General features: G+C 66.9%; 10 protein-coding genes and 1 tRNA gene. 1 reads left to right on the top strand and 10 read right to left on the bottom strand.

Going from position 1 to position 13,064, the window contains the following annotated elements; translation table 11 throughout:
- Positions 1-25: 25 nt before the first annotated feature.
- On the top strand, positions 26-1,465 hold the full coding sequence (locus BSZ40_RS09935; RefSeq protein WP_073825914.1) for a M81 family metallopeptidase: 1,440 nt from the start codon (positions 26-28) through the stop codon (positions 1,463-1,465).
- Positions 1,466-1,471: 6 nt separating this feature from the next.
- On the opposite strand, the gene BSZ40_RS09930 is transcribed toward BSZ40_RS09935, so the two are convergent.
- The 10 genes from BSZ40_RS09930 to BSZ40_RS09880 form a co-directional block, all read right to left on the bottom strand.
- Entirely contained in the window at positions 1,472-3,433 is a 1,962-nt protein-coding gene (locus BSZ40_RS09930; protein ID WP_143180943.1) for a hypothetical protein, read from the bottom strand.
- A gap of 1,041 nt (positions 3,434-4,474) precedes the next feature.
- Positions 4,475-5,014 carry a GNAT family N-acetyltransferase gene (locus BSZ40_RS09920; protein ID WP_073825907.1) on the bottom strand — a complete coding sequence of 180 codons (540 nt, stop codon included), beginning with the start codon at positions 5,012-5,014 and terminating at the stop codon, positions 4,475-4,477.
- 270 nt (positions 5,015-5,284) lie between these two features.
- Complete coding sequence (locus BSZ40_RS09915) at positions 5,285-6,190, bottom strand: GIY-YIG nuclease family protein (protein ID WP_073825905.1); 906 nt, start codon at positions 6,188-6,190, stop codon at positions 5,285-5,287.
- Positions 6,191-7,158: 968 nt separating this feature from the next.
- Positions 7,159-7,231: transfer RNA gene (locus BSZ40_RS09910), tRNA-Ala, on the bottom strand.
- Positions 7,232-7,367: 136 nt separating this feature from the next.
- Positions 7,368-7,790, bottom strand: coding sequence for a ribosome silencing factor (gene rsfS / locus BSZ40_RS09905; RefSeq protein ID WP_073825991.1), 423 nt, complete (start codon positions 7,788-7,790; stop codon positions 7,368-7,370).
- Positions 7,780-9,474: a hypothetical protein gene (locus BSZ40_RS09900; RefSeq protein WP_073825903.1), complete on the bottom strand. Its 1,695-nt coding sequence runs from the start codon at positions 9,472-9,474 to the stop codon at positions 7,780-7,782. Before BSZ40_RS09900 ends, rsfS begins: the two co-directional genes overlap by 11 nt.
- A 12-nt stretch (positions 9,475-9,486) precedes the next feature.
- Positions 9,487-10,119, bottom strand: a complete 633-nt coding sequence (gene nadD, locus BSZ40_RS09895; protein WP_073825901.1) for a nicotinate-nucleotide adenylyltransferase — start codon at positions 10,117-10,119, stop codon at positions 9,487-9,489.
- A gap of 95 nt (positions 10,120-10,214) precedes the next feature.
- Positions 10,215-11,057: a class II fructose-bisphosphate aldolase gene (locus tag BSZ40_RS09890; RefSeq protein WP_073825898.1), complete on the bottom strand. Its 843-nt coding sequence runs from the start codon at positions 11,055-11,057 to the stop codon at positions 10,215-10,217.
- A gap of 80 nt (positions 11,058-11,137) precedes the next feature.
- On the bottom strand, positions 11,138-12,124 hold the full coding sequence (locus tag BSZ40_RS09885) for an ROK family protein (protein ID WP_073825896.1): 987 nt from the start codon (positions 12,122-12,124) through the stop codon (positions 11,138-11,140).
- Between the two features lie 28 nt (positions 12,125-12,152).
- Entirely contained in the window at positions 12,153-13,043 is an 891-nt protein-coding gene (locus BSZ40_RS09880; RefSeq protein WP_073825894.1) for an SIS domain-containing protein, read from the bottom strand.
- Positions 13,044-13,064: the final 21 nt, after the last annotated feature.

Below are 13,064 nucleotides of genomic sequence, written 5' to 3'. Positions count from 1 at the left end.
GGCGGCGTGGCAAGGAGGCACAGCCATGTGGCGGGTGGCAATCGGTGGCTTTCATATCGAATCCTGCACGTTCTCGCCCTACGTCTCGGGGGCGGCGGACTTCACAGTGCGGCGGGGCGCCGAGCTGGCCGCGCGCTACCCCTGGTTTTCGCAGTTTCCAACCGTGCAGTGGCTGCCGCTGGTGCATGCCCGCGCCCTGCCGGGCGGACCAGTAGCCGCGGAGTTCTTTGCGCAATGGGAGGAAGAGTTCTATCGGGCCTTGGCGGCCGCCCAGGCGGCCAGGCCCCTGGCTGGGGTGTTGCTGGATTTGCACGGGGCGGCCCACGTGCAGGGCCTGCTCGACGCGGAGGGACGGATAGCTGCCCGCGTGCGCGAGATCGTCGGCCCCACCGCGGTCATCTCCGCCGCTCTGGACCTGCACGGCAACGTCTCACCGCAACTGTTTGCCGCCTGCGATCTGCTCACCTGCTACCGCACCGCACCCCACATCGATGCGCCGCAGACTCGCCAGCGCGCCGCCCATAACCTGGTGGCGCGGCTGGGGGCGACCAGCCCGCACTACCGGGCGCGGGTGGCGGTGCCGATCCTGCTGCCGGGCGAGAAGACCTCGACGCAGGTGGAACCGGGCCGGGGCCTGTACCAGCAGGTCGCGCGGGCGGCGCAACGCCCGGGTCTGACCGACGCGGCCCTGTGGATGGGGTTTCCTTGGGCGGACGAGCCGCGTTGCCACGGCGCGGTGGTCACCTCCGGGCCGGACCGGGCCGCGGTGGCGGACGCTGCCCGCACGCTGGCCACCGCCTACTGGCAGGCCGCCGACGACTTCGCGTTTGTGGGGCCGGTGGCCTCAATCGATGCTGCCCTAGCCGCGGCGTTTGCCAGCCCGGCCGCACCATTTTTTATCTCGGACACCGGCGACAACCCGGGCGCGGGCGGCGTGGGTGACTCCACGCACCTGCTGGCCCCGCTGCTGGCGCGCGCGCCCGCCGGGCGGCGGATAGTTTTCGCCTCGCTCTACGACCCCGCCGCGGTGGCGGCGGCCGCGGCGGCGGGAGTGGGAGGGGTGGGCGACTTCCGCCTGGGCGGGCACCTGGATCCGACCAGCACGCCGGTGCCGGTGCGGGCCGCGGTACGCCGTCTTTTCCACGACACGGGCGGGGCCAGCGCCGTCCTCGCGGTCGGCGACGTGGCGATCATCGTCACCTCGCAGCGCACGCAATACACCACCCGCGCCCAGTTCGCGGCAGCGGGCTGCGAGCTGGCGCAGAACGCCGTGGTGGTGGTCAAGATCGGCTACCTGGAGCCGGAGCTGGCCCAGGCGGCAGGTGACTGGGTGATGGCACTCAGCCCCGGCGTCGTCGACCAGGACCTCCCGCGCCTGCCGTTCACCCGGCTGTCGGCACCCTTGGTCCCGTTTTCGCCCCCCACGTTCTCCCCCGCCCTCTCCGTCCAGCTGCGACAGAGCTAGGGCGAATCAGTCGTCGTGCGTGCGACAGGAATCGAACTCGATGGTGCCGTCGGGCAGCAGCCAATAGTGGATGCGGCGGGCGGCGGCCGTCTTGTGTTCCAGGCGGAAGCGCCACATTGTCGCCCCGTCCGCCCGGCTGACCTGCCTGGCGCCTGCCCCGGCGTTCTCCCGGTAGGGCTTGTCCAGCACGTGTGTGTGCTTGCCCTGCCGGGAGCGATGGGTGACGATCTCGGCCAGCGCCTGCAAAAGTTTGCGCCGAGGCATCTGCCGCACCACCTCCAGACTGGCCAGGAAGTCCCGGCCGAAGGCGTAGGGGCGGATCGGCCAGGTGGTCTTGTCCGGTGCGTCAAAGGTGAGGGACCAGGCCAGTTGAATCTCGAAGCGCAGCTGCTGTTCGGGATCGGAAAACTCGGTGCCCCGCACCCCGACCCGCAGGTAGAAAGTGTCATCCCCGTCGTCGAGCCGGAGCGCCTCTTTTCCGGGGGCGGTCGCCGGGCTGGTCAGGGCGGCCAGCTGCTGCGGGGTGTAGGGGCGAGACAGCTTGTCGATGGTGGCCTCCTGCACCGCAAATTGCTGCTCCCAAAACGCCTCCCGCCGCTTTAACTGGGCCACTTCGCCGGCCCGGCGGTCACGCTCCGCCTCCGTTTTGGTTAGACGTTGCTCGGTGTAGGACAGTCGCTCCCGCACCGCCTGCAGAGCGCGCCGCAGGGCAGCCTCCCGCTCGGCGGACGATTCCCAGCCGGACAGCTGGTCAGCGGCCTTCTCCCAATCGTCAAACCGTCGGTCAATCAGGACCCGCAGTTCCGTCAGTTTGGCCTCTATATCGTCGATGACGAAGTGGGGATCCTCGGCGAGCTCGGGGACGGGCTCCGGCAGCCCAGTGGCTGCCAGCTCGGCGTCTTGCCGCTGCTGGGCCGCCAGCCGGTGGGCCAACCAGGACGGCCCGCCGGGCAGGTAAGTCACCTGGGCGTTGACTTCGCCCGGGGCGCTGAGACGGGCCTGCCAGTTTCCGTCCCCCTCCAGCACCTCCACCGCGAGCACGTCCCCCTCGCTGAAGGCGGTCAATGGGCGACTGGGAGGCAGCGTCAAGGTGGGCGCCACCTGCGCCTGCCCGCCTGCCACCTGCGCTAGCAGTACCTGGCCGGGCCGCACCTGGGCGGCCAGGGCCGCCGCGGGGCGCAGCCCGGGCAGGCGCACGACGTGGCGCGTAGCCTCGTCCACCTCCACCGTCACCGGCATCCCGGCAGTCACCAACTCGGCCAGGAGGCGATCGGCCGCCTCGGGCAGCTCGTGCAGGTTCAATTGCCAACCCTTGCCGTCCCCGAACACCCAGGTCTCGTACGGGCTGTCGCCGCCCACCACCTTGCCGGTGACGGTGGATTTGCCACGGGCCGGGGTGCGGAAGGGGCCTTGCGCCAGCCGCAGGCGCCCGACGGCGTCGTCCGCGGCCTGGACTACCTGCGCCAGTATCTCGGCTGCGGTGAGCTTTTTCGCGTCGAAGAAAGTGTTGGGCTCCTCCGACCAGCCTGCATGCGCCGGGTAGACCCGCGTCACCCCGGCCGCCAGCCACAGTTCGCTGTCGGGCCGCCAGGCAGAAAGGGCCTGTTGCAACCCTCTGTGCGCCAACCGATCTATGCGCACGATGCGGACCTCGGGGGCCACGGCTTGCCGCAACTGGGCGAGATCGCACGGGCTCTGCCCGTTGTCGTGTTCCCGGCAGACCACAATCACCTGCTGCCGCTTGGGGTCACTCAGGGCGGCCCCCAGTCGCTGCCCGCCCTCCAGCTCTCGGCACTCCCCCACCCCCACCTGCGCGGCAGGGGGCGGCGTTGCCGCGGTCCTGACAGCCGGGGCGGGAGGAACCTGCTCCGCTTGCGCCCGCCTGGCCTCGTCCGCTGCCAGGAGTTGTCCGATCCGGTCCGTCTCCAGGACCGCCCGTGACTGCCTGCCTTTCTTCCGCTTACCCATCTTTCCCGCTCACCTTTTGCTAAAAATGCGTTTCCCGCCCCGCTTTATCGGGGCGTTACCTTTACGACAACACAGCATTTTAGCGAAAACTGGAAGCGGGTGCTGACCATTTGCGCGATGCTGAAGCGGCTTAGCTAAAGAATTTGCGCAACAATTTGCCGTCGCCTGCGTGAATCAGCAACAACTAGCGCTAACCGGACCGCCCTAGCTGGCTTCCTGCCCGCACCATCCGCAATATACGCCGGATGCGCTCTGCTCGTGGCCTTCTGGGGCGGACACTGGTGCCTTTCGGGGGCTGCGAGACCCCAGGCTCCGCCCATGACCAGCTAGGGGCAAGGTGCGCACTCAAACATGCGGTCAGCTTGCGCGCTCCGGCCGGCACTTGCCTCCGCGCTGTAGCGCCTTGCGTCCGTGCCAGCCGGTGCCCGGGTAGGAGTCGCGAGAGCGCGACCTGTGCGTGTGCCAGCCGGGAAACTCGGTGCCATGCAGCTCGCGCAGAGCCTCCAGGTCGCCTATTGCAACCACCGCCACGCGAGCCTAACGGGGAGAGTCACGCTCAGACTCGACCAGATCCGAGACGATCCGCTTACGCCCCAGCTGGCCTCTTCGTTTTGCTGCTGGGCGGACAGAAAGTCAATAAAGTCGCGCGTCAGGATTGGCAGTCGAGGGTGTACCACCATGGAATGCACCACCGGCGCTCCTTCCTGTCTGCCCTGGGCGCCGCTCTGCGTGCGCCACCTACCACACGCTGTCGCCAAAAGGTGAGCCCGGGCCGCAGCCGCCCCGCGGGCAGATGCCTTTGCGGGCCGGGATCGCAATATTGCCGTGGAGTTGTTGACTGCTGCCACGGCCAAACCGCTAGCAACAAACCCACGGCCCTACTCCCGGTGAGAAGAAATTGCCCCTTTTGCCTGCCCGTTAGCTGCGCTCTGCCTCACTCCCCCGGGCACGAAGGACAACTATTACGTCGCCTCCGCACCGGGCGAGGCCCTAAGGGAGTGGGCGACGGCCCCAATCTGGGACTTAAGTGCCGAACGTGGTTCAGTATTCTTCGTCCCAGGGCACAGGCGTAACGGTTCCGTTCTCGAAGTCGGACCGCAACACCGCATATGCGACCGACGCGCGCGCCTCCTGCCCTTCCGTCGGCCAGCCTTGACGATAATAAGCCTCTTTCACCCACCCTGCGCGCACAAAGGCTTTGCGCATAGCAATGTTGTCGTCGCGGGTCTGCCCTTCAAAGCGCCTAATTTTCGGCAGCTTCTCAAAGACCCACCTGGTGGCATGCGCAAGAATCTGCGCAGCTAACCCACGTCCACGGAACTCCTCGGCGAGCCTGAGGTCGAACATTGGCGTCTCGTCCTCTAAATCCTCCAGCCGAAAGAGCCCGACCCTTCCAAGCTCTGCGTGCTCTATCCAGTAGGATTCGTTTTCGCTATCACAATACACCCCGCGTTCCACCGCCTTGCGAACAGCGGCGGCGGAGGGGGCGGACATGACGTGGAAGGGCCACTCATTCCCCGTCATGAAGTCTACCAGTGCTTCGCACTCTACCTGGGGGTCAATTCGGGTAAATGAGATCATTGGTTCACGCTTTCACATTTAGTCTTCGCGGCCAGCATGGGCCTGTCTACAATTCAGGAGGCAATTGTGGCTTGAGAGACGTTGGCTTGCCGACGCCTGGACGGGGCTCTAGGCGCCTTGCTGATGGGGTTGCTGCGCCTGGTCGTCCGGCACATCGCCGCGCCTCCGATACTACCTTCAGCCTTCGCTCGAAGCGGCGCCCGCTTCTCGCTACGCGCGCAGTCCACTGTGGCCTCGTGGCATGGGGTCGGCCGTGAGCACCGCTTCTCGCTACGCGCGCGGCCCGCTGTCCTCCCAGTCGCGGTATGTTCCCCCTTCCCAGCGCCAGGTACCGGGACCCGAAGTCGAGTTCCCCAGCGCCAGTGAGGAAGCTGTCGATGGAGACATCGCGACGTCGCGGGTGACGAGCAGCAAGTCGCCCTCACGCCTGAAGGTGCCGTCGGCGATGAACTTGTCTCGACGGGCATGCAGATTCGCGTATGAACGTTTGGTTGCTTCGCTCTTGCCCTTCCCACCCCAGGTGCTGACCAGGCGGGATCCCTCCAGGAGGAAGAACTCCCCTTGCACGATCCTTGCGGCAGCATCGACTCCCTTGGACGGAACTTGAATCCGAAAGGTTGGTGAAGCCTCTAGTCTCGGCATGTCAGACAGTTCGAGGCGGCGAGGTTTCGACGCTCGCAAGACATTAATACCGAGAACCGGCAGGATGGAGAGGACCTGCTCAAGGAAGGCCTCCGCGTCAGACTGTTGCGCTTCCGAGAGTTTGCGCGGCTGCGGGGTTTGCTTATTGTCATCCAACGTGGATCGCCGCGCCTGGATCGCGATATCGAGCATCCGGTACTCCAGATGTGCCCAATAGCCTTCATTGAATGCCTCTTCGCGCGAGGAAATCAGCACCACTCGGTCCCACCAGGTCTTCCTTGCGGCATGCACTTTGAGCCTGTCAGCAAAACTCTCGGTGCGACCGATGTAACACCTTAGCGACTCGACGGCAGAATCGTCGCTCCCGAGTAAAAGGTAGACGCCGTTTGTTTGGGCGTCCCACCGCGCAAGCATTCGCCTCAGCGCTAACCGGGGGCCAGTGACGACGTGGCCCGTCCAGCCAGACACATCCGCCGTTACGATCCCCCCGAACTCGCCATCGACGAGAAACAGATCAATATGCTTGCCCCTCATGCCTCTATGCTATCGACCGCATCGGTGGTCAATGGCGCGAGTCTGCAGCGGGCGCTGACGTGGTGAAGTTGCTGCTGCGGTCGTCAACTGACCACGAAGGTCGAAACTCCCCTCCGGCGCTGCCCTGAAGCTGGCCACTGCGCAAAAGCCTGCCCCCCGGGAGTTATAGGCACAAGCATGGTGCTTATGATCGGGGTTTTGCCTGGTGCGGCGCGGAAATTGGGGGCTTATGGCCTGGGGGATAATCCCGGAGGGGGCTTGACACTCGCAAGCAAGCTGCCGGGCGTGACAACACGGTCCTTGCGGGCAAGACGGTGCCCAAGCCGCCGATGCCCGAGGAAGAAGCCCGGTCATACCGCCGCCAGCACCCACCGCTGGAGGTGCACCACCATGCCCTTGCCGCACCATCATGCTCTTGTGCCACCGCGACACCCGAAGATGGCCAGCAGATCGCTGCACCACCACGCCCTTAGCACACCACCACGCCCGGCGACGGCCAGCAGATCGCTGCACCACCATGCCCTTGCCGCACCATCATGCTCTAAGTGCACCGCCATGTCCTTAAATCACTGAAATAAGGGCATGATGGTGACACAAGGGCATGATGGTGCGCTAAAGGCATGATGGTGGGGCGCCGGGAGGTGTCGATGTTGACGACGGCCAACACGGGAGCCACTAGCGTCGACCGAGACAGCCTCCGATGGCCGCATGCCCCTGACCGGTACGCCAAACACTGCCCACCCAACAGCCCACCCCGGCCCCAACTCCACACAGCGCATCGACGTCGGCTAGTGCCACAACAACCACCGTCCGCCACAGCCCCCCCCCATCGCCCAGCAGCGCCTGGAACAACGGCGGGACAACGCCAACTGGCAGCGAACGAAGCGCCCACACCCAGCGGCACCTGTCACCCCACGGCCAGAAAAACAAAATCGCCCCGCCATCCGGCGAGGCAACCTGTTGAGGAGTGGAGCTAGGGGGATTCGAACCCCCGACCTCTTCCATGCCATGGAAGCGCGCTACCAACTGCGCCATAGCCCCTCGAGCAAGATGTATATTAGCCAGGCCCACGGCCCGGGCGCAAATCGAGTGGCCGTTAGCCCGGTCACACCGACGTATGGCCCGGATTTGCAACGAAAAGCGGCGGCGGAGTCCCTGCTCCCCCGCCGCTCTTCCCCTAGGCGTTGGCGCCGCCGTAGAGGTAATCATCCAGGTCCGGCGGACCGTCCTGCACCACCACATCGCTGAGGTCCAGTTCGATGCGGGGGCAATCACTCCACAGCCGCTCCAGGGCATAGAACTCCCGGTCTTCTTCATGCTGCACGTGCACGATCACCGACCCGTAGTCCAGCAACGCCCAGCGCCCCTCGGCGATGCCCTCCTTGCGGGCGGGCCGCAACCCGGCCTTGAGCATCTCCTCGTCCACGGCGTCGACGATGGCCCGTACCTGCCGTTCCGAGGCCCCGGAGGCGACCAGGAAGACATCGGTCAGCACGATGCGTTCCGAGACGTCCAACGCGATGATCGCCTCGGCCTTCTTTTCCGCCGCTGCCCGGGCCGCTGCCCGGGTCGCGGCTATCGCTGCACTATCAGCTACCACCACTGCTCCAATCCATAACACTGTGCACTGCCGCAGACGACTCATTAAAGAAGTTCGCCCACGCGTACCAGATACCAAAACCAATCGCGATGGACAAGGTCAGCAGCACCAACCACAGCAGCCAGGAGCGCGAGCGGCGGGCGGGCGGGGCGGGGGCGTTACCCAGTTGCCCGGCGCTGGCCCGCATGGCCTCCTGCATCGCCGGAGCCTCGGTGGATTTCTCCACCGGCGCGGCAATAATGTCGGCGAAGGACTGGGTTTCGGGGTCCGCCGTCTTGGCCGCTGTCACCGGCACTCCGGTGGCCGACGTCCAGGACGGGACATCCCCCGTGAGCGACTTGGGCGGATCGGTCTTGGAGATGAGGGCATCGACCGCGTCGACGGGGCTGTCTGCCTGCCCGGCTCCCGCCTGCCGCTTCCAGGCCGAGACGCGGGTGACTCCCCCCTCTGCGGCCGCGGCGGGCGGCGGAGGGACAGCGGCCTGGGAACCGGAAGCTGCCGGGGTGACGGCTGCCGGGGTTGCGGGCACGTTGGGCGCCATCGGCAAGGATGTCCCGGGGCCGGCACTTGGCCCCGCGGTCTCAAACAGCGGCGAGGCCGAAATGACGGTTTCTGCCCCGGATATCAGCGCCTCGAACGACGGTTCCTCCACATCGGCGGCCACCTCGGCAGCCAACGCGGCGGCGGCGTCGTTGATGTCACTAGCCACCGACCCGACCGCGCTCCCTGCCAGCTTTTGCAAAGCCCCCGACGGCGGCACTGGCGCCTGGCCCGCTTCCTCAGCCAGTCCCACGCCCCCGACAACGTCCGACTCTTGGGTCACCGCGGCTGTCACCGGCAGGATGCCCGTCAGCTGCCCCGACTCGTCCACGGTGCGGATGGCCGACGCCCGCGGCATCGACACGACCTTGCGGCGCTGCCGCGAGACTTCGGTCGGCTCGTCCACTTCACGTTTGCCGGACCTATCCCGCATGGAGCGACGCGAAGGAACATTGGCGTCGTCTGCTGGGGTCTCTGGCGCAGTGGCGGCAGGCTGCCCGGGGGCCGACGGCACAGGTGACGGCATCGTCACCGGTTTGACGCGGGCGGCACTCGGGGCGCCCGCCGCCGGGGTCGGACTCGGCGGAGAGACAGGTGGCGCGGCGACAGCCGCAGCGACGCTGGGCCGCACCCGGGCGCCCGCCGGTGGTGTAAACGGCCGCACTGCGGAGGTTTCGATGGCGCGAGCGGCAGGCTGCGACAGTCCCCTACCTGGTGTGGGCGGGCTGACGACGGTTTGGTCCAGACTCGGGCGGGGGGAAGCGGGCGGGGTGGCCGGGCGCGCATACAACTCGCGGCTAGAGAATCCCGCAGGTGGGGTGGCGCGCCGCACCGCGGGCGGATTGCCGCCCGTAGGCTTGTGTTGCAGCGGCAACACTGCCGTCGATTCGCTCCCCGAAACCTGGCGGGGCGGCGCCACCGGGCCCTGCGTCACTGAGCGGCGGGTGGGCACGCGCGGTGAGGCGGGGCTGGCAAATACCGGGCGGGCGGGCTCCACGCTGGTGCGCAACCGTTCCCGGGCCGCGATGCCCGCCGCGGCCGCCGCGGCGTCGGACTCCTGCCGTACCCGGCGTCCGGCCTCCCGCTCCGCTTCCCGCAGCTCCCGCCGCGTGCGGCGCGGCTCGTCGTGCAGCTCGTCAGTCATGTCGTCCTCCTCCTAGTTCCCGCCCGTCGCGCGCGGCGGCTGGGCAGCGTCGAGGTACAAGCTGTGCTTGCCGATGTATTGGACCACTCCATCTGGAACTAAGTACCAGACGGGCGCCCCCCGCGTCACTCGGGCGCGGCAGTCTGTTGAAGAAATCGCCATCGCCGGGATGTCGACCAGCCACACGCCCAACTCCGACAGTTTGCGGGTGTCCATGTGGTGTCCTGGCCGTGTCACCCCCACGAAGTGGGCGAGTTGGAAGAGTTCGTCCACCTCTTTCCAGTCCATGATGCGTTCCAGGGCGTCGGCCCCCGTGATGAAGAACAGCTCGGCCTGCGGGTGTGCCTCCCGTAGGTCACGGAGCGTGTCGATGGTGTAGGTGGTGCCACCCCGCTCAATGTCGACCCGGGAGACCGAGAACCGGGGATTGGCGGCCGTGGCGATTACGCACATCAGGTAACGGTGCTCGGCTGGCGCCACCCGCTTGCCGCGTTTAAACGGTTGGGAGGCCGTCGGCACAAAAATGACCTCGTCGAGCGCAAATTCGTGGGCAACCTCACTGGCGGCAACCAAGTGTCCGTGATGGATTGGGTCGAAAGTTCCGCCCATAACCCCGATGCGATGCGGGCGTTGTTTTGCCGTCATCGTGGTCCTTTCCGCGTCTTCTTCCCCCAATCCGTGCCTGCACGGGCCGGGCTCTGCGTCCAGTCTGGCATGAGCAACCTGAGGTTTTCCTGGCTTTAGCTGGGGCGGTACAACCGCAGCAGGCGCGCCACCTCGGCCTGGATAACCGCGTTGCCGACCCGAAAATACTTACGGGGATCAACAACATTTGGCTCCGCCGCCAGGAACTCACGCACGGCGGCCGTGAAGAGTTTGTTCAGATGGGTGGAGACATTGATTTTTGTCATACCGGCTTTTATGGCCGCCACCATGCCGTCGTCGCTTACTCCGGAGGAACCGTGCAGCACCAACGGCACCGGCACGGCGGCCGCGATCTGGCCGATGAGAGCGTTGTCCAGTTGCGCACCGCGGGTGGTCATGGCGTGGGACGAGCCGACCGCCACCGCCAGCAGATCCACCCCAGTGGCAGCCACGAAGCGGGCGGCGTCTTGCGGATCGGTACGGGCAGAGGGATCGTGGACCCCGTTTTTGCCGCCAACCTCGCCCAGTTCGGCCTCCACGTCAACGCGTCCCTGCGGGCCGCTGTGGCACAGGCGGACCACCTCAGCGGTGGTGGCGACGTTGTCTTCCCACGAAAGCTTCGAACCGTCGTACATCACGGAGGAAAAGCCGAGCGCTACCGCTTGGCGACACAATTCCACGCTCTCGGCGTGGTCCAGGTGCACGGCGACCGGCACTGCGGCCCGCCGCGCCAGGGCCAGGACGGCCTGCGCCAGTGGCTCCAAGGCCCCGTGGTATTTCACCGCATTCTCGCTGATCTGGAGCACGACGGGGGCCCCCACCTCTTCGGCGGCGGCCACGAACGCTTCGGCGTGGTCCAGCAGCACGACGTTGAATGCCCCCAGTCCGTGGCCCTCGCTCGCAGCTTGGGCGGCCAGTTGCGCGGTCGATGCGAACATGTTTCCTCCACTTCGTTGTGTTGCTCTAGTCTGCCAAAGGCGACGGGCCGGCACCCCAGTGCCGGCCCGTCCGATATGTCTCAGTTCCGTTCGATGATCTTGCCGTCCGGTCCGTACACCGGCTCGCCGTAGCCCGCCATGTCTAGGGCGATGCGGGCTCGCCCGAGGCATTGGGCCCACGACCCAAGCTGGGCGCGCACCACCTCCGGGACGGGGGCGATGGTCAATCGCTCGGCCAGCGCCTGCCGCAGGGGGGTGAGCAGGAACTCTCCCGCGTTGGCCAGGCCCCCACCGATCACGATACGAATCGAGCCGAGCGTGCCGACGATGGTGGCCAGAATCTCACTGAGAGCCTCAACCGCCTCCCGCATCACCCGCTGGGCGTCGACATTGCCTGCCTTCGCCGCCATTTCGACGCCGTACGCTCCCTGCGCGATGGAGGCTTCCCGTTCAGCAGGCGGCAGGGTGGCGGCGAACCGGGCACACACGGCAGAAGCCGCCGCGATCTTTTCCAGTTCGATCCAGCCGCTCGGATTGTCTGGGTCACGTACCAGGATTTGGCCGATCTCGCCCGCGAATCCGCCGCCGATGACCGGTTCTCCGTGCAGCACGAGGCCCGCACCGATGCCGGTGCCGAGCGCCACGAACAGCATGTTGCGGCTGCCGTCTCCCCACCGGGCCTCGGCCACGGCCCCGGAGCGGACGTCGTGCCCGAAAGCTACCGGCACTCCGCAGGCCTCGGCCAACATGTCGCGCATGGGCACGTTCTTCCAACCGAGGTTGGCAGACAGCAGCGCGAGGCCTTGTTCCTCCTCCACGATGCCGGGCACGGCCACCCCGATGGGTGTGACCAGCTCGGCGGGAGACAAGACACGATTGCCGTCGCGCACTTTGCCCGCCCGCACATCCTCGCGCAGCTCGCGCGCGATCTGGGCGATGGTCTCCACGAGAGCTGGCACCTCCTTGGGCGTGGGCACCTGGCGCTTGGCCAGCAGCATGCCCCCCATCGAGGCCACGCCTGCTTTGATCGTCGTGCCACCGACGTCGATGCCAATGGCGTGTGTCATGCCACTACCTTTCGTTGGGAGACGGGCCTCAGTGCTCGTCGTCGGCCAGAATGATAGACCGGGTCAGGTGCCGCGGCGTGTCTGGGTTCAGACCCCGCGCCTCGGCCCGGGCCACCGAGACCCGCTGGGCGAGCACGAGGTGAGCCAACGGATCCAGTGCGGAAGTGACGAGGCGGGCGCCAGTGTCGGCGATCTGCTTGTCCAGGCCGGGGGGAACCGGGCCGAAGACCCACACGATCCGTCCCGGCTCGGCGATCGAGATGGGGCCATGCCGGTATTCCATCGCCGGGTAGGACTCAGTCCAAGACTGGGAGGCCTCCCGGCACTTCAGGGCGGCCTCGTTGGCCAGCCCGATGGTCCAGCCGGTGCCGAGGAAGGTGATCTGGGGGGCGTTGACGCACTGCTCGCAGATGTCCTCCGCGAGGGCCTTCTCGCAGTCGGTGGCAGCCTGTTCCAGACTCTGGCCGAGGGTGGCCCGCATGAGGGCGAAGGCGGTGGTGGCAAACCGCGTCTGGACCACGGATTCCTCGTCGGCGAAGTCCAGCACGATTTCGGCGTCGACAAATGGGGTGGCCGGGCCGTTGGCCACGGCGGTGATGAGCACGTTGGGCACCCCGCGAGCCTGCAGTTCCTTGGCCACGTCGATGATCTCGGTGGTGGTGCCGGACCGGGACAGCAACACGACGCGGTCGTAGGAGCGGGTGAGCGGGAACTCGGTGGCGGTGAAGGCGTCAGACTCGCCCTTGCCCAGGCTTTCCCGGAGCGCGCAGTAAGACTGGGCCATAAACCAGGAGGTGCCGCAACCGATGACGGCGACCCGCTCCCCATCGGCGGGCATGCCCGTGATGGCCTCGGCCAGTTCCGCCGCCCGGCGCCACAGTGCCGGCTGGGTGATGATTTCGTCGACAGTCTTGCTCACTGCAACTCCCTGTTGTTTGTT

Source organism: Buchananella hordeovulneris, from assembly GCF_001907235.1.
In the GTDB taxonomy this organism is placed as follows: Bacteria; Actinomycetota; Actinomycetes; order Actinomycetales; family Actinomycetaceae; genus Buchananella; species Buchananella hordeovulneris.
This window is presented reverse-complemented; position numbering and strand designations above follow the sequence as displayed.

Bases quoted from the DNA above. Each gene is read 5' to 3' on its own strand.
- BSZ40_RS09935 (WP_073825914.1), top strand. From the start codon at position 26: ATGTGGCGGGTGGCAATCGGTGGCTTTCATATCGAATCCTGCACGTTC.
- BSZ40_RS09930 (WP_143180943.1), bottom strand. From the start codon at position 3,433: ATGGGTAAGCGGAAGAAAGGCAGGCAGTCACGGGCGGTCCTGGAGACG.
- BSZ40_RS09920 (WP_073825907.1), bottom strand. From the start codon at position 5,014: ATGATCTCATTTACCCGAATTGACCCCCAGGTAGAGTGCGAAGCACTG.
- BSZ40_RS09915 (WP_073825905.1), bottom strand. From the start codon at position 6,190: ATGAGGGGCAAGCATATTGATCTGTTTCTCGTCGATGGCGAGTTCGGG.
- BSZ40_RS09900 (WP_073825903.1), bottom strand. From the start codon at position 9,474: ATGACTGACGAGCTGCACGACGAGCCGCGCCGCACGCGGCGGGAGCTG.
- nadD (WP_073825901.1), bottom strand. From the start codon at position 10,119: ATGACGGCAAAACAACGCCCGCATCGCATCGGGGTTATGGGCGGAACT.
- BSZ40_RS09890 (WP_073825898.1), bottom strand. From the start codon at position 11,057: ATGTTCGCATCGACCGCGCAACTGGCCGCCCAAGCTGCGAGCGAGGGC.
- BSZ40_RS09885 (WP_073825896.1), bottom strand. From the start codon at position 12,124: ATGACACACGCCATTGGCATCGACGTCGGTGGCACGACGATCAAAGCA.